This window comes from Mycobacterium sp. (genome assembly GCF_965230835.1).
Taxonomy (GTDB): Bacteria; Actinomycetota; Actinomycetes; order Mycobacteriales; family Mycobacteriaceae; genus Mycobacterium.
In genome coordinates, this window is the sequence record NZ_CBDDLW010000002.1 from 1,384,670 (window position 1) to 1,403,963 (window position 19,294).

16 protein-coding genes are annotated in these 19,294 nt (G+C 63.9%); 1 reads left to right on the top strand and 15 read right to left on the bottom strand.

The features are described 5' to 3' along the window. Nucleotides 1-59: 59 nt before the first annotated feature. From ACO07W_RS06880 to glmS, 6 genes are all read right to left on the bottom strand, one after another. Entirely contained in the window at nucleotides 60-1,112 is a 1,053-nt protein-coding gene (locus tag ACO07W_RS06880; RefSeq protein ID WP_421845848.1) for an alpha/beta fold hydrolase, read from the bottom strand. Between the two features lie 49 nt (nucleotides 1,113-1,161). Then, nucleotides 1,162-2,331: an alanine racemase gene (gene alr, locus ACO07W_RS06885; protein ID WP_421841876.1), complete on the bottom strand. Its 1,170-nt coding sequence runs from the start codon at nucleotides 2,329-2,331 to the stop codon at nucleotides 1,162-1,164. A 76-nt stretch (nucleotides 2,332-2,407) separates the two neighbouring features. Then, nucleotides 2,408-3,790: a glutamate decarboxylase gene (locus ACO07W_RS06890; RefSeq protein WP_421841878.1), complete on the bottom strand. Its 1,383-nt coding sequence runs from the start codon at nucleotides 3,788-3,790 to the stop codon at nucleotides 2,408-2,410. Nucleotides 3,791-3,818: 28 nt separating this feature from the next. Further along, nucleotides 3,819-5,249 carry an NAD(P)H-hydrate dehydratase gene (locus tag ACO07W_RS06895; RefSeq protein WP_421841880.1) on the bottom strand — a complete coding sequence of 477 codons (1,431 nt, stop codon included), beginning with the start codon at nucleotides 5,247-5,249 and terminating at the stop codon, nucleotides 3,819-3,821. A 31-nt stretch (nucleotides 5,250-5,280) separates the two neighbouring features. Next, on the bottom strand, nucleotides 5,281-6,006 hold the full coding sequence (locus ACO07W_RS06900; RefSeq protein ID WP_421845849.1) for a rhomboid-like protein: 726 nt from the start codon (nucleotides 6,004-6,006) through the stop codon (nucleotides 5,281-5,283). 47 nt (nucleotides 6,007-6,053) lie between these two features. Further along, entirely contained in the window at nucleotides 6,054-7,925 is a 1,872-nt protein-coding gene (glmS, locus tag ACO07W_RS06905) for a glutamine--fructose-6-phosphate transaminase (isomerizing) (protein ID WP_421841882.1), read from the bottom strand. A 168-nt stretch (nucleotides 7,926-8,093) separates the two neighbouring features. On the opposite strand from glmS, the gene ACO07W_RS06910 reads away from it, so the two are divergent. Further along, on the top strand, nucleotides 8,094-8,945 hold the full coding sequence (locus ACO07W_RS06910; protein WP_421841884.1) for a dienelactone hydrolase family protein: 852 nt from the start codon (nucleotides 8,094-8,096) through the stop codon (nucleotides 8,943-8,945). Between the two features lie 147 nt (nucleotides 8,946-9,092). Here ACO07W_RS06910 and ACO07W_RS06915 read toward each other — a convergent pair whose 3' ends face one another. From ACO07W_RS06915 to eccCa, 9 genes are all read right to left on the bottom strand, one after another. After that, entirely contained in the window at nucleotides 9,093-10,445 is a 1,353-nt protein-coding gene (locus ACO07W_RS06915; protein ID WP_421841886.1) for a hypothetical protein, read from the bottom strand. A gap of 2 nt (nucleotides 10,446-10,447) precedes the next feature. Next, entirely contained in the window at nucleotides 10,448-10,759 is a 312-nt protein-coding gene (locus ACO07W_RS06920; protein ID WP_421841888.1) for a type VII secretion target, read from the bottom strand. 95 nt (nucleotides 10,760-10,854) lie between these two features. Next, nucleotides 10,855-12,192, bottom strand: a complete 1,338-nt coding sequence (gene glmM / locus ACO07W_RS06925) for a phosphoglucosamine mutase (RefSeq protein ID WP_421841890.1) — start codon at nucleotides 12,190-12,192, stop codon at nucleotides 10,855-10,857. Nucleotides 12,193-12,331: 139 nt separating this feature from the next. After that, a complete protein-coding gene (gene rpsI, locus ACO07W_RS06930; RefSeq protein WP_421841892.1) occupies nucleotides 12,332-12,814 on the bottom strand; it encodes a 30S ribosomal protein S9 in 483 nt (160 codons plus the stop codon). Beyond that, entirely contained in the window at nucleotides 12,811-13,254 is a 444-nt protein-coding gene (gene rplM, locus ACO07W_RS06935; protein WP_421841894.1) for a 50S ribosomal protein L13, read from the bottom strand. The genes rpsI and rplM overlap by 4 nt, the downstream gene beginning before the upstream one ends. Before the next feature lie 277 nt (nucleotides 13,255-13,531). Continuing rightward, nucleotides 13,532-13,828, bottom strand: coding sequence for a WXG100 family type VII secretion target (locus tag ACO07W_RS06940; RefSeq protein WP_421841896.1), 297 nt, complete (start codon nucleotides 13,826-13,828; stop codon nucleotides 13,532-13,534). A gap of 15 nt (nucleotides 13,829-13,843) precedes the next feature. Then, nucleotides 13,844-14,170 (bottom strand): WXG100 family type VII secretion target, encoded by a 327-nt coding sequence (locus ACO07W_RS06945; RefSeq protein WP_421841898.1) that lies wholly within the window; start codon nucleotides 14,168-14,170, stop codon nucleotides 13,844-13,846. An 88-nt stretch (nucleotides 14,171-14,258) separates the two neighbouring features. Next, a complete protein-coding gene (locus ACO07W_RS06950) occupies nucleotides 14,259-15,506 on the bottom strand; it encodes a type VII secretion-associated protein (RefSeq protein ID WP_421841900.1) in 1,248 nt (415 codons plus the stop codon). A 7-nt stretch (nucleotides 15,507-15,513) separates the two neighbouring features. After that, nucleotides 15,514-19,254 (bottom strand): type VII secretion protein EccCa, encoded by a 3,741-nt coding sequence (eccCa, locus tag ACO07W_RS06955; protein ID WP_421841902.1) that lies wholly within the window; start codon nucleotides 19,252-19,254, stop codon nucleotides 15,514-15,516. Nucleotides 19,255-19,294: the final 40 nt, after the last annotated feature.

Genomic DNA, 19,294 nt, shown 5'->3' on the forward strand with positions numbered 1-19,294 from the left:
CACTCTGCGGCGAGGCCGGGGACCGCAGGTCGCCGCCTGTCCGATCCCGCGGGCTCTGCTCAGCCACGGCGCCGGAACCGTTCTCGAAACCGCCTGTACCACAACGTTATCCGGCCTGGAAGTGCCCCGTTGACGAGCCGTATCAGCCCATCGTTGATCGCGTCGGGCTTGTCCAGCAGCGCCAAGTGACCGGCCCCGGTGACAATGACCAGTTCAGACAGTGGCATCGATGCGGACATCTTCCGCGAGTACTCGTCCGGGGTCAGCAAGTCGTGATCACCACAGGCGATCAAAGTCGGGATCCGTAGCAGCGTCCACAGCCCCGCGGTTTCGTCGTGCACTTCCAGCGCCCGCAAGAAACCCATCAGAGTGGCGATTGGGGTGTCGTTCATCATCTGGCGGGAAAACGTGTCCAAGCTTCGGCTGACGTGCAGGTCGCTGTAGGACGCGGCCCGCAGAATCGGCCCAACCAGTGATCGCGAGACATTGCGTCCCCGGTGCACGAGCTTCGGCGCGGAACGGGCGGTGAACCGGACAGCTTCCAGCGCCGGATTCTTCAGCAGCTCACCCAGCGGTGAGCGCGACAATCCTTCCGCGGCTGACGAAATCAGCGCAGCACCAACGATTCGGCGACCGTACTGCTGCGGGAACTGTCGGGCATGCGACAACACCGTCATGCCACCCATCGAATGGCCAACCAACACAACCAACCCGCGCGGCACAGTCAACTGCAGAACAGTCTCCAAGTCCTGGCCGAGTTGGGTCAGCGTGTAAGACTCCGGGGTACCTTCGCCCGACTGGCCATGCCCACGCTGGTCGTAAAAAACCATCCGTACACGCCGACCCCAATGCTCGCCGAGCCGCATCCGCTGAAAATGAAAGACGCCCATGCGTAAACAAAACCCGTGCGCGAAGACGACGGTCAGCGGGGCATCGGCCGGGCCGGACTCGCGCACCGCCAACCGCACGCCGTCAGGTGTCGTCACCACCTGGCCGTGGTCGCTATCAAGACGCTCGAAATCCTCAGTGGCGTAAATATCATCGTCAACGATGTAGCGCTCGGCCATCGACCGTCGGGCCGAGGCTCCGACGATCGCGGCCACTGCCGTCAGTCCGGCGCTTCCCGCAAGCCAAGCACTGCCCCGCTGGCTCGTACGGGTTTTACTGGGAATCAACGGGGTCGGCCTCGCGGTAAGTCCTGGTGATACGCCCACGCGGGCTGGTCACCACTTCGTAGTGGATCGTGCCGACCAGATCAGCCCAGTCCTGTGCGGTGGGCTCACCATGAGCGCCCGGACCGAACAAAATCGCCTCGTCGCCTTCAGCCACATCGACGCGTCCCGGCCCGAGGTCGACGACGAACTGGTCCATACAGATCCGGCCCACACCAGGCCGCCGCCTGCCGTTGATCAGCACCTCCAGCCGCCCGCCTAGCGCCCGGAACACGCCGTCGGCGTAGCCGATCGGCATTAAAGCTACAGTGGTGTCGTGTGGCGCGGTCCACGTGTGCCCATATGACACTCCTTCCCCGGCGCGAATCGACTTCACTAGCGCAACAGCACATTTCACGGTCATCGCCGGAACCAAGCCCAGATCACCGAGCTTAGGGACGGGACTTAGCCCATACACCGCTATGCCAGGACGCACCAGGTCGAAGGTCAGGTCGGGACGAGCCATCGTCGCCGACGAGTTCGACAGGTGCGCCACCTCGAACCGCACCCCATGGTCCCGGGCCTGCCGCAGCATGTCGCTGAACCGTTGGGCCTGAACGTCATTGATCGAATGGTCCGGCGAATCGGGTGAGACCATATGCGACATCAGACCCCGCAGCCGGACAGCATCCTCGGCGACGGCCCGCCGCAGCGCGGTCAGCATCGCCGGGTACTGCGCCGGGGCGACACCGTTGCGGTTTAGCCCGGAATCAACTTTGACAGTCAGATTGGCGGTTTGGCCGGTGCGTCGCACCGCGTCCAGTAACTCGTCGAGCTGGCGCATCGAGGACACCGCGATCTGCACGTCACCGCACAGCGCAGGCCCGTAGTCAAAGCCGGGCGGATGCAACCAGGCCAACACCGGCGCGGTAATACCGTCGGCGCGCAATGCGAGTGCCTCGTCGACGCTTGCGACACCGAGTTCAGACGCACCCGCGGCCAATGCGGCCCTGGCCACCCGGCACGCGCCGTGGCCATAACCGTCGGCCTTGACGACAGCCATCACTTGTGCACTGCCCGCGTGCTCGCGCAGCACTCGAACGTTGTGCTCGATGGCACCCAGGTCCACCACGGCCTCGGCGAGGACACCTGGGGTCAAAGATAGCGATGTTACGGCCAACGAAGTCGTGCTCCCACTAAGCTGTGTTTCCGGTTCGTTGCCGCCATTCTCCCAGAGCCGGTTGGCCAGGCCCGCGTCAGTGCGCGAAGTGCTGGCCGTTGCTGCGCCCGCCCGGCTTGATTCTGTCCAGCGTGGCCAACGCGGTGCTGGCGTCGTCATGCAACGACCGAGCGAGATTTGCCGATAGGCCTTCACGCACGACAACGCGCAAAACAGAGACGTCGGTGGCATTGGCGGGCATGGTGTAGGCGGGCACCTGCCAACCGAAGGTCCGCAGCTCATGGGAGATATCGAACTCCGTGTAACCCGGGTCGCCGGTGAGTCTGAAGCTCACCACCGGGATGGCCGAACCGTCCGAGATCAGCTCGAACCGGCCTCGGGCGCGCAACTGCTCACCGAACCATCGCGCCGTCTGCGACAAGGTCTGCATAACCTTGGTGTAGCCGTCACGGCCCAGGCGCAGGAAGTTGTAATACTGACCGACAACCTGATTGCCGGGCCGGGAGAAGTTCAGCGTAAAGGTCGGCATGTCGCCACCGAGGTAGTTGACCCGGAAAACCAACTCCTCAGGCAGATGCTCGCGGCCACGCCACACGACAAACCCCACGCCCGGGTAGGTCAGACCGTACTTGTGGCCACTGACGTTGATCGATACGACACGAGGCAGCCGGAAGTCCCACATGAGGTTCGGGTGCAAAAACGGCACCACGAAGCCCCCGCTGGCGGCGTCGACATGCACTGGGACATCCACGCCGCCGCCGGCCGCCAGTTTGTCTAGCGCCGCGCAGATATCGGCGATGGGCTCGAGTTCACCGGTGTAAGTGGTGCCCAGTATTGCCACCACTCCAATGGTGTCCTCATCAACCGCGTCGATCACCTGCTCGGGGGTGATGACGTAGCGCCCCTTCTCCATCGGCAGGTAGCGGGGTTCGACGTCGAAGTAGCGGCAGAACTTCTCCCAGACCACCTGAACGTTGGATCCCATGACCAGATTGGGGGTGCGGCGCCGCCAGCTGTCACCGACTTTTTCGCGCCAGCGCCACTTCAAAGCCAAGCCGCCCAGCATGACCGCTTCGCTGGAGCCGATGGTGGACACGCCGGTGGCGCTGGTGGGGTCGTGGTCGCGTAGGCCGCCTGCGTGGAACAGGTCGGCCACCATGGAGACACAACGTGCCTCAATGGCCGCGGTGGCCGGGTACTCGTCTTTGTCGATCATGTTCTTGTCGAACGTCTCGGCCATCAACTTCTCGGCCTCCGGATCCATCCACGTAGTGACGAAGGTGGCCAGATTCAATCGTGAGCTGCCGTCGAGCATCAATTCGTCGTGAACGAAGCGGTAGGCGGCCTCCGGGTCCATCGACTCCTCAGGCAACCGCAGCGCGGGTACCGGGGAGGTGAACATCCGCCCGGTATAGGCGGGAGCGATCAAATGCGAGGGTACGGAAGGATGTTGGGACACAGCGAATCCTTTCATGTGACCGTTGCGGCTACAGCGCAGCCAGGGCCGCCCGGATATGCGGGACGATTCGTGAGGCCGACGTCGGCGCATCGCCAGGTCCTGGATCAGCAGCCGACAGCGCTGCGGCACGCGCGTGCGCGAATGCTCCGGCCGCGGCAGCTTCGGCGGCCGGCAAACCCGACGCCAACAACGCACCAACCATCCCGGCTAACACGTCACCGGAACCAGCCGTCGCCGCCCAGGACTGTCCGGCCGGATTCAGATAGACCGGGCCGCCAGGGTCGGCGACAACTGTGACGTGGCCCTTGAGCAGCACGGTGGCGCCGAAAGCATCGGCCAGCTTGCGGCAGGCCTCGACACGGTCGTGGCCAGGCGGCGCGCCCGCCAGCCGAGCGAACTCACCGGCGTGTGGGGTCAGCAGCGTCGGGGCGTTGCGGTTCACCACCAGCTCCGGGTGGGCCGCCAACATGGTCAGACCGTCGGCATCGACCAACACCGGCAGGTCGGTGTCCAACGCAAACCACAACATGGCGGCTCCGGTTTCGTCGGTGCCCAATCCGGGTCCGACCACCCATGCCTGCACCCGGCCGGCCGCTGCCGGGGTGAGTGCCGCAATGACCTCGGGCCAATGCGTCAGCACCTCGCTTTTCGCGCTACCCGCGTAACGGACCATGCCGGAGGTGGCCGCGACCGCGCCCCCGGTGCACAACACGGCCGCGCCGGGGTAAGTCGACGATCCTGCCAGCACCCCAGTCACGCCTTGGGTGTACTTGTCGTCACACGCACCGGGAACCGGCCAGCGCGCGGCTACATCGGCGGCTTCGAAACTCAGCAGATCAGTGTCGGGCAACTCAAGCCCAATATCGACCAAGGTGACGCGGCCGCAATCGGCCAAGGCGTGTACGGGCTTGAGCCCACCGAAAGTGACTGTTAGCTCGGCCTGCACGGCGGGACCGGCAATCGCCCCGGTCACCACGTCGATACCACTGGGAATGTCAACGGCGACTACCGGGATCTTGTGGCCAGCAGAGGTCTCTAGGGCGGCAAAAACTTCGGCAGCCGCCGGCCGCAGCGGCCCCGAGCCAGAGATGCCCACCACCCCGTCGATGACCAGATCGGTTGCTGCCGAGACATTCCGCACGACACGACCGCCGGCGTCGGTGAACGCTTTCAGCGCCTTACGGTGGGTGTGATCCGGGTTGAGCAATACCGCGTCGGCGGCCGCGCCGCGCCGCCGCAAGAATGCAGCTGCCCACAGCGCATCACCGCCATTATCGCCGGAACCGACAACCGCACACACCCGGCGGCCTACTACCCCACCAGTGCGGGAGTTGAGTTCGCGGATGATCGCGGTGGCCAACCCGAAAGCCGCGCGTTTCATCAGCGCACCGTCGGGGAGGCGGGCCAGCAGCGGCGCTTCGGCGTCGCGGATCGCTTCTACAGAGTAGTAATGGCGCATCAGGACCAGGTTTCCATGCTCACCGGGATCTTCACGTCGATGTTCTGGGGGCGCGGCGTCTTCGAAAGGCCGTCTTGAGTTTCGCGGGGTTCACTTGCGCGCCTTCAAGGTCTCGGGCCATCGGATAAAAAGCCAAGCCAAACAGGATAGACGTGAAGTGGCCGACCGCGCTGAAGTCCAGCTCAGTTTTGTCCATCGTGATCAGCGGGAAACCGAATATCACCAACAGCGCCGCAAGATAACCCCAACGCCATGGCTTAACGATGTGAAAGGTCAGCACCGCCATAACGCCGACCAGAAAGTAGCTGACCCCCATATCACGAGAGTGCACCAGCCGTTCGGACGCGTCGCGGTGCTGAATCGCAAAATAGAGCAGGCCTTCGCTGAAATACGTCGCACCGATGTGGGCGGTCAATCCCACAGTGAGCCAACGCAGGTGACCAAGCCAATGCTCAGCCGGCGCCAGGAACAGGGTGAACAACAGCAGGTACGGTTCCAAGTTCTTGCCGTCGATCCACAGCAGGCTGGAAAACAGAACTTCCAGCGGATCGGTTCCCAACTCGTAGATATTGGTGGAGCGGTGCAAGAGCACCGTGTGCAGCTTGTGTCCGGCGAGCTGGTTCTGGATAGCGGTGGTGATCGTCAGTACGACCAGCCAGGTGTAGGTGAGCGGCGCGCCACTGACGAAGTGCCACACCGTCAGCGCCAACGACCGAAGTCGCGCTAGCATCGTCGCTCTTGTCACGGCGTCCACCATCGCATGCCAGTTCTTCACCCACACAGCCTCAGCAGTAAGTCCGCAAACTATTCGACGGTGACAGACTTCGCCAGATTCCGCGGCTTGTCGACGTCGTAGCCGCGGGCTTGGGCCACTGAAGCAGCAAAAATCTGAAGCGGGATGGTTGACAGAAGTGGCTGTAAAAGCGTTGATACCGAGGGTATTTCGATGAGGTGATCGGCATAGGGCCGCACGGTATCGTCACCTTCCTCAGCGATTACGATGGTCACCGCGCCGCGGGTCTGGATTTCCCGGATATTCGACAACAGCTTCGCGTGCAGCGTCGCGGCCCCCTTGGGCGAGGGCATGATGACAATGACCGGCAGCTCGTCCTCGATCAACGCGATCGGGCCGTGCTTGAGCTCGCCAGCCGCGAAGCCCTCGGCATGCATGTAGGCCAGCTCCTTGAGTTTGAGGGCTCCTTCCAACGCCACCGGATAGCCGACATGACGCCCCAGGAACAACACGGTCGACGACTGGGCGAACCGGTGTGCCAAATCAGCGACCGGTTTGAGCGCCGCGATCACCTGGGCTACCAGATCTGGCATCGCTTCGAGCTGGCGGAATTCACGCTCGACCTCGTCGGGGTACTTGGTTCCGCGGGCTTGCGCCAGGGCCAGGCCGAGTAGATAGTTGGCGGCTATCTGCGCCAGGAAAGTTTTTGTTGATGCCACGCCGATCTCGGGGCCGGCGCGGGTGTAGAGCACCGCGTCGCTCTCGCGTGGAATCTGCGAACCGTTGGTGTTGCAGATCGCCAAAACCTTGGCTTTCTGTTCTTTTGCGTGCCGAACCGCTTCGAGGGTGTCGGCAGTTTCTCCGGACTGCGAGATGGCCACCACCAGGGTGCTGCGGTCCAGTACAGGGTCGCGGTAGCGAAATTCACTGGCCAGCTCCACTTCTACAGGCAGTCGCGTCCAGTGCTCAATCGCGTACTTTGCCAGCAGCCCGGAGTGGTAGGCAGTACCGCAGGCGACCACAAAAACCTTGTCAACCTCGCGCAACTCCTGGTCCGACATCCGCTGTTCGTCGAGCAGGATTCGGCCGTCCACAAAATGCCCGAGCAGTGTGTTGGTGACCGCGGTGGGCTGCTCAGCGATCTCTTTGAGCATGAAGTACTCGTACCCACCCTTTTCGGCGGCGGCCAGGTCCCAGTCGATGTAGAACTCCCGGAAGTCCTTCGCGGCATCAGCGTTGCCGTCGAAGTCGCTGATGCGGTAGCTGTTCGCGGTAATCACCACCGCCTGGTCCTGGCCGAGTTCGACTGCATGTCGGGTGTGCGGGATGAACGCGGCTACATCGGAGCCGACGAACATCTCCCCATCGCCGATCCCAAGCACCAACGGCGTCGAGCGGCGAGCCGCGACGATAGTGCCGGGCTCGCTGGCGTTGGCGAACACCAGGGTGAATTGGCCCTCCAACCGGCGCAGCACCGCCAGCACAGAGCCGACGAAATCACCGGCCGTGGCTCCGTGCTGATAGGCCTGCGCCACGAGGTGAACCGCAACCTCCGTGTCGGTGTCGCTGGCAAACTCCACACCAGCGTTCTCCAGCTCATGACGCAGCGTGGCAAAGTTCTCGATGATGCCGTTGTGGACGACTGCGATCTTGCCGGCAGCGTCACGGTGCGGGTGCGCGTTGCGGTCGGTGGGGCGACCATGGGTGGCCCAGCGAGTGTGACCGAGGCCGGTGCTGCCAGACAGCTCTGACTGCGTCATGTCGGCGACTGCGCCCTCAAGATTGACCAGCCGGCCGGCGCGGCGACGCACAGTGAGCTTTCCGCCGCCGTCGACGAGCGCGATACCCGACGAATCGTAGCCGCGGTACTCCATCCGGCGCAGCGCATCCATGACGACGTCATGGGCTGGGCGCTGGCCGACGTAGCCGACGATTCCGCACATAGCTGACCAGGATAATGCAGGTCGAACCGCCCCAGCACGGACCGACGGTATGCCGCACCGGCCCAGCTGCGCGAAAGTCCCATCCTGACTTCCCGGTCTCTGCACGCCGAGCACGCCGATCGCAGCGCCGCGTGGACGCGATGGACTCATCCCCGCTAACGTCGACGGGTGGCCCGCATCCGCAAGCTTGTCGCCGCCCTGCACCGCCGCGGCCCGCACCGCGTTCTCTGCGGCGACATGGCCTTTGCCGGCCTGCCGGGGGTCGTTTACACACCAGAGTCGGGCCTGAACCTGCCGGGCATCGTCTTTGGTCACGACTGGCTCACGAGCGCCGCCCGCTACAGCGGACTGCTGGAGCATCTGGCGTCATGGGGCATCGTGGCTGGTGCCCCCGACACGCAACGAGGACTGGCGCCGTCGGTGCTGAGCCTGGCCTTCGATCTCGGAATCGCCCTCGATATCGTGGCCGGTGTGCGCCTCGGACCAGGCAATATCAGCGTGCACCCCGCCAAGCTTGGCCTGGCTGGCCACGGTTTCGGCGGCTCGGCGGCGGTGTTCGCGGCCGCCGGCATGGCAGGCTCGACAGGTACACCGGTCGCGTCGGTGGCCGCGATCTTTCCGACGGTGACCACTCCCCCAACCGAGCAGCCGGCCGCAACACTGCGCGCTCCCGGCCTGATACTGAGCGCACCGGAAGATCCGAAAAGGTTGAATTCCAACGCCCTCGAACTATCGCGAGCATGGGAGTCGGCCACACTGCGCATTGTCAGCAAAGCCGAACCGGGTGGCCTCATTGAGGGCCGACGGCTAACCCAGATTGTTGGCCTGCCCGGCCCGCATCGCACGACGCAGCGCTCGGTGCGAGCGCTGTTGACTGGGTATCTGCTTTACATTCTCGGCGGCGACAAGACCTATCGCGCGTTCGCCGACCCGGACGCGCAGCTGCCCAAGACAGACCGGGTCGACCCCGACACTTCGCCGGTTCCCCCTGAAGAGAAGGTTGTCGCACTACTGAAGTAACTGTCGTCGCGGCGACTCGCGCCGTGGTGGCTGTAGTCACTGTGCGTCGGTATCGCCGGAACCTTATTTGTCTGGCCGAAGCAACGAAACGGCTAGTGCCACGCTGAATGACCTAACACGTTTCAGAGGTGCGGCTTCGCTGATCGGTCACCGCCCCGCCTGCGGAAGCTCGTCGGCGGCGATCTCGCAGGGCGTCGATCCCGTCGACTGCGAATCAGACAACGGGTCGGGCCGTGGTTCGTTCACCGGGTCCGCTACAGCCGACGGCGCACCATCCGCGGCGGCCGGCGGCTTGCCAGCCGGCGATGGCCGCACAGCTGGCGACGCCCCAGTGCCGGGTGACTTCGCCACCTCCTCGGTCCGCTCACCGGGGTTCGGCTCTTCAACCACTTCTGTGTCTTCTCCCGTCGACGAATCGAGAGCGGCGTCTTCTGCAGCGGCTTCGTCCATAGCGGGTTCGTCCGCCGGTTCCTCGACCACCAGCGGATCGGCGAACGCAGCCGGATCGGCGAGCGGTTCGGCCGCTGAACCCAGCAGGTCGCTGATCGCCTCGACGATCCGGCTTGCCAGCCCGCCAAGACCTGCGATGTCGCCAAGACTGCTCAAACCGGCTGGAACCGCAGAACCATCGGCTGGCGCGGCCCCGAAACCAGACAGCGTCTGCGGCGCAGGTATTGCAGGAGTCACCGGGGTCATCATGGTCGTAGCCGGCACCTGATCAGGCGGGCCCTCCGGATAAGCAGGTGCGGGTGCGACCGCCACGCTGTGTTCACGCCGCACCGGCAACTGGACAGATTGGTCACCGGACCCGAGATCGCCCGGAATCTCGAACTGCGGTACCGGTGCGCTCGCCAAACGGTCGGTGACCATCTCGTAGGACGCTGCAATCCTGGCCTGTGTTGAACGGATCGCCGTCAGCCAGTCCACGCGAATATCGCTGTCCACGTATGGCTCTATCTGCTGACTAACCAGATCGTCAGCCGCGGCTCGATCTGCGACCCCAGCCGTGACTGCGGCCGCAGCGGCCAGCCACGCGGGCCGCTGCGGCAGTGCGCGATCGTCGATAGCTATCGTTGTCATGACTTTCGCGTCGACGAGGTGCCATAGGTTATCGCGTAGCGATTCGCAAAGCTGAGCGGTCGCGCGAACTTCGGTGGCCACCATGGTGGCGGCCTCACAATGACGCTGCAGCAACCGAACCGCGGCGTTTCCGCCCTGCCCCGTCCACGCCCCTGCCAACACCGCGATCTGGCGATGCTGGATCCGCAGCGCTTCGGTAATCGCGGTGCCAGCATCACGCAGGTGCGCACAGTCGCTGTTGAGCGCGTAAAGGTCCAATCCGTCTTCGCTGTCGTACCAGTCGCGGATCTGGGCAGGATGCGCGGTCAGGTCTGGATGTTCGTAGCCACCTGCCTGACAGGCCCGCACGAAGATTTGCGTCCGTTCAACCGCGGGGTGGCCTTCCGACAGGCGGTGCCCCACCTCTAGCCAATCGGCCACAGTTACGCGATCCGCGCCGCGGCGTCAAGGTCGGCCTCAGCGTAGCGGTTGGCTGCGGCACGCAATGCCAATGCGATCTCCACAGCAGCCCGTGACCATTGTGACAAGTCAGCCATCAGCCGATTCAGCCCCGCGTGCACCGCATCACCGTGGACAATGTGGGCGCGACCGGCACCAACTCCGCCAAAAGCTAGCCTGGCCAGGTGGTCCGATACGGCGCCGTCGATCAACGCCGCGGCAGCGCCCATCTGCCCGGCGACCGCACACACCGCCTCAGCATCGACATGGGTGCTTGTGTCCGTTTTCCATCCCATACGTGTTCCGACGTCCTGCACTGCGTCGGGGTTCCGGCGAATTCCGGCCGGCCCGCAAAGCGATTCGGCTTCACCGATCGCCTTAGGTCACCGGCTCAGCCCGCGGCGCTGACAGCATCCGCGACGCTAGCCGCGAGCCGCCGGGCGACTTCCTCGTCAGCTGCCTCCACCATTACCCGAATCATCGGCTCAGTTCCGGAGGGGCGCAGAAGGATTCGACCGGTGTCACCAAGTTCGGCCGCCGCTCGGTCAACCGCGCTCTGAACTGACGGCGCCGCCGCGGCAGCCGACTTGTCAGCAACCTCAACGTTTATCAGCACCTGCGGCAACGTCTGCATCGCAGACGCCAAGACCGCCAGTGACGCGCCGGTCTGGACCATACGGGTCATCAGACGCAGGCCCGTGACAATGCCGTCGCCGGTAGAGCCCAGCGCCGGCAACACGATGTGACCGGACTGCTCACCACCGAGGCTGTATTGACCGGCCCGTAGCTCTTCTAGGACGTAGCGGTCGCCTACACCGGTCGTTCGCACGTTGACCCCAGCCGACCTCATCGCCAGATGCAGCCCCAGGTTGCTCATCACGGTGGTCACCAGTGTTGAGGAGGCTAGTTCGTCAGCCGCATGCATCGCCAGCGCGAGTACCACCATGATTGCGTCGCCGTCGACGAGTTCACCGTTGGCGTCAACGGCCAGGCACCGGTCCGCGTCCCCGTCGTGCGCCAAACCCAAGTCGGCACCATTGGCGATGACTGCTTCCCGCAGCGACCCCAAATTCGTCGATCCGCAGCCCTCATTGATGTTTAGCCCGTCGGGAGCGGCGTTGATCGCGATTACCCGCGCACCAGCCGCGGCGTAAGCACGCGGTGCCACCGACGACGCCGCACCGTGAGCACAGTCGACGACGACTGTGAGGCCGTCGAGCCGAACGGTGGCTGCCTTGCCTACCTGGCCGAGGTAGCGTTCTGCCGCGTCGTCGGCCTCGACGATGCGGCCAACTCCGGCACCGAACGGACGCAAGCCGGGTCCAGCAGCGACCAGATCCTCGATCTGATCCTCTGTTGCGTCATCCAATTTGTGGCCGCCTGGACCGAAGATCTTTATGCCGTTGTCAGCCATCGGGTTGTGCGACGCCGAGATCACCACGCCGAAGTCGGCGTCGTAGGCGCTGGTGAGATACGCCACTGCGGGGGTCGGAAGCACTCCGACCCGCAACGCATCAACACCCTCACTGGTAAGGCCAGCAATGACAGCGGCCTCCAGCATCTCGCCACTAGCCCGCGGATCGCGACCAACAACGGCAACCCGCCGACCCGGTGCAGCTGAACTCGCCAGATACCGCGCCGCTGCGGCACCAAGCGCCAGTGCCAGCTCAGCGGTCAACTCGCGATTGGCGACCCCGCGAACACCATCGGTGCCGAATAGTCGACCCATGCGAACAAACCTCTCACAATCGGTGGTGCTACACCCAATGTGCACTTTCCTTTCTGGCTGCAACCGCGCAAATTCAATCGACGACACGCCGACGACTGCGTACAAAGATGCACGGTCGCAGCCAGAAAGTGATCGCGGATCAGCGCTTGCTGTACTGCGGTGCTTTACGCGCCTTCTTCAGCCCGTACTTCTTGCGTTCTGTGGAGCGCGGGTCGCGGGTAAGGAAGCCGGCCTTCTTCAAGGCCGGACGATCCTCCGACGATGCCAGAATTAGCGCCCGGGCGATGGCCAGGCGCAGCGCACCGGCCTGACCTGATGGGCCGCCCCCATTCAGGAGACCATAAATGTCGAAGCTTTCCGCCCGGTCGACAGTAACCAACGGAGCCTTGATGAGCTGCTGGTGCACCTTGTTCGGGAAGTAGTCCTCCAAGCTACGACCGTTGAGGTCGAACTTGCCGGTGCCAGGCACCAGCCGCACTCGCACCACTGCCTCCTTGCGGCGGCCCACAGTCTGGATAGGACGCTCAAACACGAACGATTCGCCGGCTGCGGTCGCCGGGCTCTCAGCTACCGATGGTTCGAGGGGTTGGCCGGAGGCTTGGGTGGTTTCGGTCTCCGTCATTGCTTCACCTGCTTGATCTCGAACGGAACCGGCTGCTGAGCACTGTGTGGATGCTCGGGACCGGCATAGACACGGAGCTTGCGCTGAACCTGGCGGCTGAGTTTGTTCTTGGGCAACATTCCGATGATCGCTTTCTCCACAACTCGGTCGGGATGCTTTTGCATCAGCTCACCGATCGTGCGTTTGCGCAAACCGCCCGGATAGCCGGAATGGCTGTACGACAGTTTGTTGCGTAGTTTGTCGCCGCTCATGGCAACCTTGTCTGCATTGATCACGATAACGAAATCACCGCCATCAACATTGGGAGCGAACGTCGGCTTGTGCTTGCCGCGCAGCAGCGTGGCCGCTGCAACGGCAAGGCGGCCAAGCACGACGTCCGTGGCGTCGATGACATACCACGACCTCGTGGTGTCACCCGCCTTGGGCGCGTATGTAGGCACGGCGCTTACCACACTTTCTCTGCAAGCCCGTCTCGCGGGCACTGGATCCCGGAGCGACCCGGGTGCCGGTCAGGCGTCGCCGGTGGGGTGGTCTCGGCGACCGACATTGACCCGAGAACCCCGCGTATCCGCACGCCAAACGGGCAGCTTACCGATCCGCATTGGCGCAGGTCAAAATGCCGCCTGTCTAGCAAACTCGTCGCATGCACTGTGTGGTCCCGACGGCTCTCCCCCGTCGGAACCACACAGAGTCTGTTGGACCGCCTGCTAGGCGCCGCTAGCTTGCCCAGATACCGGCCGCCCTCCGGTCGGCGTTGGCCACGTCGTCGCTGCCATCGCGGACCGCGTTTCCCAGTTGGACCAGAATCTCGTTCAACGCAGTCGCCGCCCGGTGCCATTTGAGTTGCTCAACTTGATACGCAGCCGCCGCTTCTCGAGTCCAAAGCTGCCGCAACGGCGCGATTTGCGACCTCAACTCCTCGATAGCGGCATTAAATCGCGCCGAAATGCTCTGAATCTCCTGGAGAACGGAGTATTCGATTGCGTCGAAGTTATACGACATCGCCTGGTCCATGACAGATTGCCTCGATCACAGATCTCCGCCCACGGCGGCGATTCGGTGTTCATGGTTGATGCCTGCATCCCGCAATGTCGCCTCGTTGTGGCGAATCGTTTCGGCGATCGTGTGCAGGACGTGGTAGAGCCTCAGCGACTCAGTGTTCCATCGGTCCACCACGTTCTTGAACCGAGCAGCCGCGAGCCCGCCCCACACCGACGTCGGCACGCTGCTGATGCGACCGATGAACGCCTGCAGCATCGCCCGGATCTCCTCATTGCGGTTGTCTGTGGTGGCTGCGATTGAACGCATCAGGTCAAAATCGGTGCTCAGCGTGTTGACGCAGTTCGGTGTAGTCACCCTGACTCCTCTCATCGTGACTCTGCTGATACCAAGTAAGACCGCGGCCGCGTTCGTTCGGTTCCATCAGTTTTTTCCAGCCGCTACGTCATCGCACTACATGGGCGGATCGAACAGCTCGCTCACACACGTCGCGAACAATGTCGTCGATGCCGGCTCTGCTTTGGCACCCGATGCTGATCTGGATTGCGCCGTCCAAAAGCACCGTCCACCGGACCTGGTGCCCGGGACGCACTTCCCGGTAAGTCACCGCCGGCCGGCCGGCGCTGATTCCGGCGGGGTCAAAGTCAACGAAAACGCCCGGTGGTTGAGCCGCGATAGCTCGCTTCAACCGGCCAGCGGCGCGAGCCAAGGTTTCGTCGGCAACCAACGCTTGGGTGAGATGCAACGCAACCTCAGGGTCTGACGGCGAGGTGAGCTGCACCCGGGCCGAACCAGGTCCAGCGACTACACGCTGGGTGGACCAGTTCGACGGAACCGTCATCGCGATGCGGCCTTCTACCAGAAAGGTCGTCGGCGCCGGATCAGTGAATCGCTGGTGGTGATTACCAACCACGAGAATGGTCAGCGCTGCCAGCGCCACACCTGCGACCCCCAACGACGCGACGGCGCGAGCTCGGGATCGAACAACAGCGGTGCTCGCGGACGAGGACTCGCCCGAATCGGCTAGGCCGGACACCGCTACCCGGGCCAACTGCGCCAACCGAGCGCCGTCGATTTCAACCACGGTCGGGCAGCTACCGCTCTTTCGCACGGAATCGCCGATGAGCGTCGCGAGCGCCGGCGCGTCGGCGACGCCACACGGCACGTCAATCAACACCACGGCCGCAGTGCCCGCCACCATCTTCCCCACGATCAGCGCAACCTCGTCGGCAACGGGACGGTATTCCGTCGCGCGGGGCACAGCGACGACGTCAAGACCAGCGACCACCACTAGCCGCTCGGTGATCTCGACTACCACCGTCAATGCTGCTGGGGTTTGCGGAGTCGCCTGCGCCAGCAGCCAACTTCGCGGGCGTGCCACGACATCATGCGGGTCGTCGGACAAAGCTCGCGCTGCAGCAGTAACCACACCGACGCGAGAAGCCGGCCACCATGACGGATGCACGACCACAAGCGTTTTCAGACCATCTGGGGTCCCACAAAGTACTGACCGCAGCGCGGACGACCAGAGCGAATCTATGGCCACCGGCCGCTCGGCCACCAACGCCGCCGAATCGTCTATGGCGCCCAGCGCACCCTCAGAAACCTCAGCGTCAGCGACCGCCTCTGCGCGAGAACACAATCGACGGATGACACCCGGGCCAGCCTCGATCAGCACGTTGTGCGCACTCATCCGAGACTCACGGCGGCGCGCTCCAGGCCACTTGGACGAGCTGCTCATCACCGGTGTGGGTAACCAGGCGGCCACGACCCGGCGGCAGCGGAATCGGGGCGCCAGGACCGAATATTGTGACTTCATCTGGGCTTCCGCTCATCGCTAGCTCCATGCAACCGAAGTCACGCAAACCGGCAAGGAGTGGCTCGAAAAATGCCCGTGCAGCACCCCCACTGCGTCGAGCCACAATGAGGTGTAGACCGAGGTCTATTGCGTACGGCAAGTATTCGAGCAAGAACGACAACCGCTCGCCGGCAGACGCGGCGACCAGATCATAGTCATCAACCACGACGTAGATATCCGGCCCTGACCACCAGGACCTCTCTTTCAGCTGCGCCTGGCCCAGACCCCCGGGAGGCATTCGTTCCGGCAGCATGTCGAGCAGACCCTGCAGCAATACCCCCAGGGCACTCGGCGAACTGGCATAACCGCCAAGATGGTCTGACTCGACCACACCGAGCAATGCACGCCGGAAGTCGACGATGAGCAGTTGCGCCTGCGCGGCAGTCTTGGTCCGGACAATCTCGCGACACAGAGTCCGTAAAACCGCTGTCTTCCCGCATTGGTGATCCCCCAGAACCAACAAATGCGGGTGGCGCTCGAAATCGATGGCTAGCAGCTGCAGTCGGCGCTCCTCAAGGCCGAGCAGAATGCGCGCAGGACGTTCGTCTCCGGCTTGGCCGACGACCACCTCGTAGTCCACTCGCGCAGGCAACAGCGGTATCGGCGGCGCCACTGGTTCGCCATCGCGGCGGCGCAGCTCAAGCCTATCCAGCCCGGGCAGCGCGATCACCATGTGCAATCCGTCCGGAGACAAGCCGCGGCCAGGTGTGTCACGGGGCACCTGCTGTGCTTGCCTTCGGTCGAGCTCGGAATCAGCGGGATCCCCCAACCGCAACTCGATCCGAGTGCCGATCTGGTCCCGCAGCGACGGCCTGACCTCCGCCCAACGCGACGCCGATATCACCACGTGTACGCCAAACGAAAGCCCTTGCACCGCAAGCCTAGTGATCGACTCCTGCAGCCCTTCCAGCTCGTCGAGCAACCTTGCCCAGCCGTCAACAACCAGAAAGACATCACCGAACGGGTCAGTGCCCGAGCCTGCTCGCTGCCCACGGTACTGGGCGATTGAGCCGACCTGGTTGTCACGGAAATGCGCCTCCCGGGATCGCATTACCGACTCAAGTTCGGCGACGATGCGAGATGCCAGGCGATGCTCGGTTCGACCGGCAACCGCACCCACATGTGGGTACGCGCGCATCGACGCCAACCCGCCGCCACCGAAGTCCAGACAATAAAACTGCACCTGACTCGGATGGTGGCTGGCAGCCAACGCGGTGATCAGCGTGCGCAACGCGGTCGACTTACCGGATTGCGGCGCACCCACAACCGCGACATTCCCTGCGCTCCTCGACAAGTCGAGCGCCAAAGGCGTGCGGATCTGCTCGAACGGCCTGTCGACAATGCCGATAGGCACGGTCAACTCGCTTTTCGCCGATCCCATATCACCAAGCAGCGCATCCAGGGCTGGTGCCGCTTCCAGCGGAGGCAACCAGACCTCGTGCGCCTTCGGCCCCTGACCGGTGATTCGGTCCAGAACCGCATGCAGGACGGTTGACCCCGGCGCGCGAACGGCATCAACGACCACGGGACGAGTTGGGAGCCCCGCGGCCCGCGCGGTGAACGGCTGCGCGGCGAGGGATGCGATGCCACACGCGGCTGGGGTACCAACGTGCCGTGACGATTCCGTGTGCAAGGGTCCCGAAACAAATGCAGTCTGAAAACGAACAAGCTCCCCTGATGCCGAGTGCAGGAAACCGGCACCGGGTGCATTCGGCAACTGATAAGCGTCGACTGTCCCCAGCACCGTGCGCGACTCGGCGGCCGACAGTGTCTTCAAACAGATGCGATAGGACAGGTGCGCTTCCAGCCCACGCAATCGAGCCTCGTCGAGTCGCTGGCTTGCCAGCAACAGGTGCATCCCCAGCGACCGGCCGAGCCGGCCGATTCCCAGAAAGACATCGGCGAAGTCCGGATGCTGGCTGAGCAGTTCGGAAAACTCATCGACGATGATGAACAACGTCGGCAAAGCCGTCAACGATGCGCCGCCCTGGCGCGCCTGCTCGTACGCCGCGACACTGACGAAGTTGCCCGCCGCGCGTAGCAGCTGTTGCCGGCGATACATCTCGCCGGTCAGCGTGTCGCGCATACGACTAACCAGCGATGCTTCCTCGGAAAGGTTGGTAACTACCGCGCTGATGTGTGGCGCATTGGCGTAATCGAGAAAAGTTGCGCCACCCTTGAAGTCAACCAACAGCAGATTGAGCACCTCCGGTGAATTCCGCGCCATCATGCCCAGCGAGACGGTGCGGAGCAGCTCAGATTTCCCCGACCCGGTAGCACCGACGCACAAGCCGTGCGGGCCGATTCCCCGCTCCGCCGGTTCCTTGATATCCAGCTCCACGGGCGTCCCATCGAGTGCGACACCGATAGGGACGCGGAGTCGATCGCCATGGTTTCGGTTGCGCCAAAGCATGGCGGGGTCAAAGCTGGCGACCTCGCCAATACCCACCAGATGGGCCCAGCACGAGCCACCGCCGTCCCGACCAGAAGCCGTGGCTGGGCTGACGGCTCGATACGCCGCCAACAGGCGCGCACATGCCATGGTGTCCGCAGGATCCATATTGTCTGGCCGCGTAATCGATTCGATCTGGTCTGCGCGCCTAAGCACTAACGGCTCGCCGGCACAGCCAGCGTGCAGCTCAATGGTGGTTACGCCCGGCGCCGCCGCACCCGGGCACCCAGCCGGTTCGCCGGTGTCCACAATCAGCACCACATGCGACGATTTGGCTCCGGTCAGCGCCGCCCGCGCCCGCGCCACCGTCGGATACACCATCCGGGCCGAGCCCAGGGCATCACTTTCGGTTCGGTGTTGATTGTGCGGCAGCCATTTCAGCCAATCCCAGTGTTCACGATTCTGCCCAGCGACGACTCCGGCGATCTGCACCTGTTCAGGGGCGTGCAGCACGGCCAGTTGGCAGATCATCGCGCGCACTAATCCGCGCGCCCTGGCCAAATCGCCGTCGATAGTCACCGTTGCGACGTCGCGTAGCGAAATCACGCGGGGTACATCCGCAATCGTCGAGTGCGCTCGAACGAAGCGAAACAGCGCACCAGTGGTGACCGGATCCGAACGCTGCAATGGTGGAATCTCCGGGACCACCAAGCGAGTCGCGAGTGGCGCACATCCCACACCGACACGTACGCGACAGAAGTCGGCGTCCGTGCGACGTCGCTCCCACATCCTCGGGCAGCCCACCAACGTCCACAAAGTATCGGGGTCAGGATGGGACCGAAGCAGAGATTCGCGTTGCTCGGCTGCGGTTCGCGCGACAGCGCTTCGCAGACCGCTCAAATAACCAAGGTAGGCAATACGGTCGTCGTTAATCTCGGCGCCCCGCCGGCCACGCCCGGTCATCGCCGTCATGACTAGCGAGAACAGCATCATCGCCGGGAAGGCGAAAAACATGGGGTTTCGCGCAACGGCGGACCCCGAGACGAGGCCGGCCGCCATAGCGCCCAACGTCAAGACGGACATGACAGCCGGCAGGAGGCGCACCAGCAGGCTGGTCGACTCGGATCGCGGCACTTCGGGCGGCGCGGCCACCTCGACCTCTGCGGTCTCGAAGGCCGACCCCTCAGTCATGCCCGACGAAGTTAGGCAGCGGCGCATATCGCCGCAACTC

Coding starts and splice junctions, on each gene's coding strand:
- rpsI (WP_421841892.1), bottom strand. CDS start 12,814: ATGACGGAGACCGAAACCACCCAAGCCTCCGGCCAACCCCTCGAACCA.
- ACO07W_RS06895 (WP_421841880.1), bottom strand. CDS start 5,249: ATGCGCCATTACTACTCTGTAGAAGCGATCCGCGACGCCGAAGCGCCG.
- ACO07W_RS06920 (WP_421841888.1), bottom strand. CDS start 10,759: ATGGGATGGAAAACGGACACAAGCACCCATGTCGATGCTGAGGCGGTG.
- eccCa (WP_421841902.1), bottom strand. CDS start 19,254: ATGACTGAGGGGTCGGCCTTCGAGACCGCAGAGGTCGAGGTGGCCGCG.
- ACO07W_RS06940 (WP_421841896.1), bottom strand. CDS start 13,828: ATGGACCAGGCGATGTCGTATAACTTCGACGCAATCGAATACTCCGTT.
- glmS (WP_421841882.1), bottom strand. CDS start 7,925: ATGTGCGGAATCGTCGGCTACGTCGGCCAGCGCCCAGCCCATGACGTC.
- ACO07W_RS06950 (WP_421841900.1), bottom strand. CDS start 15,506: ATGAGTGCGCACAACGTGCTGATCGAGGCTGGCCCGGGTGTCATCCGT.
- ACO07W_RS06900 (WP_421845849.1), bottom strand. CDS start 6,006: ATGGTGGACGCCGTGACAAGAGCGACGATGCTAGCGCGACTTCGGTCG.
- glmM (WP_421841890.1), bottom strand. CDS start 12,192: ATGGGTCGACTATTCGGCACCGATGGTGTTCGCGGGGTCGCCAATCGC.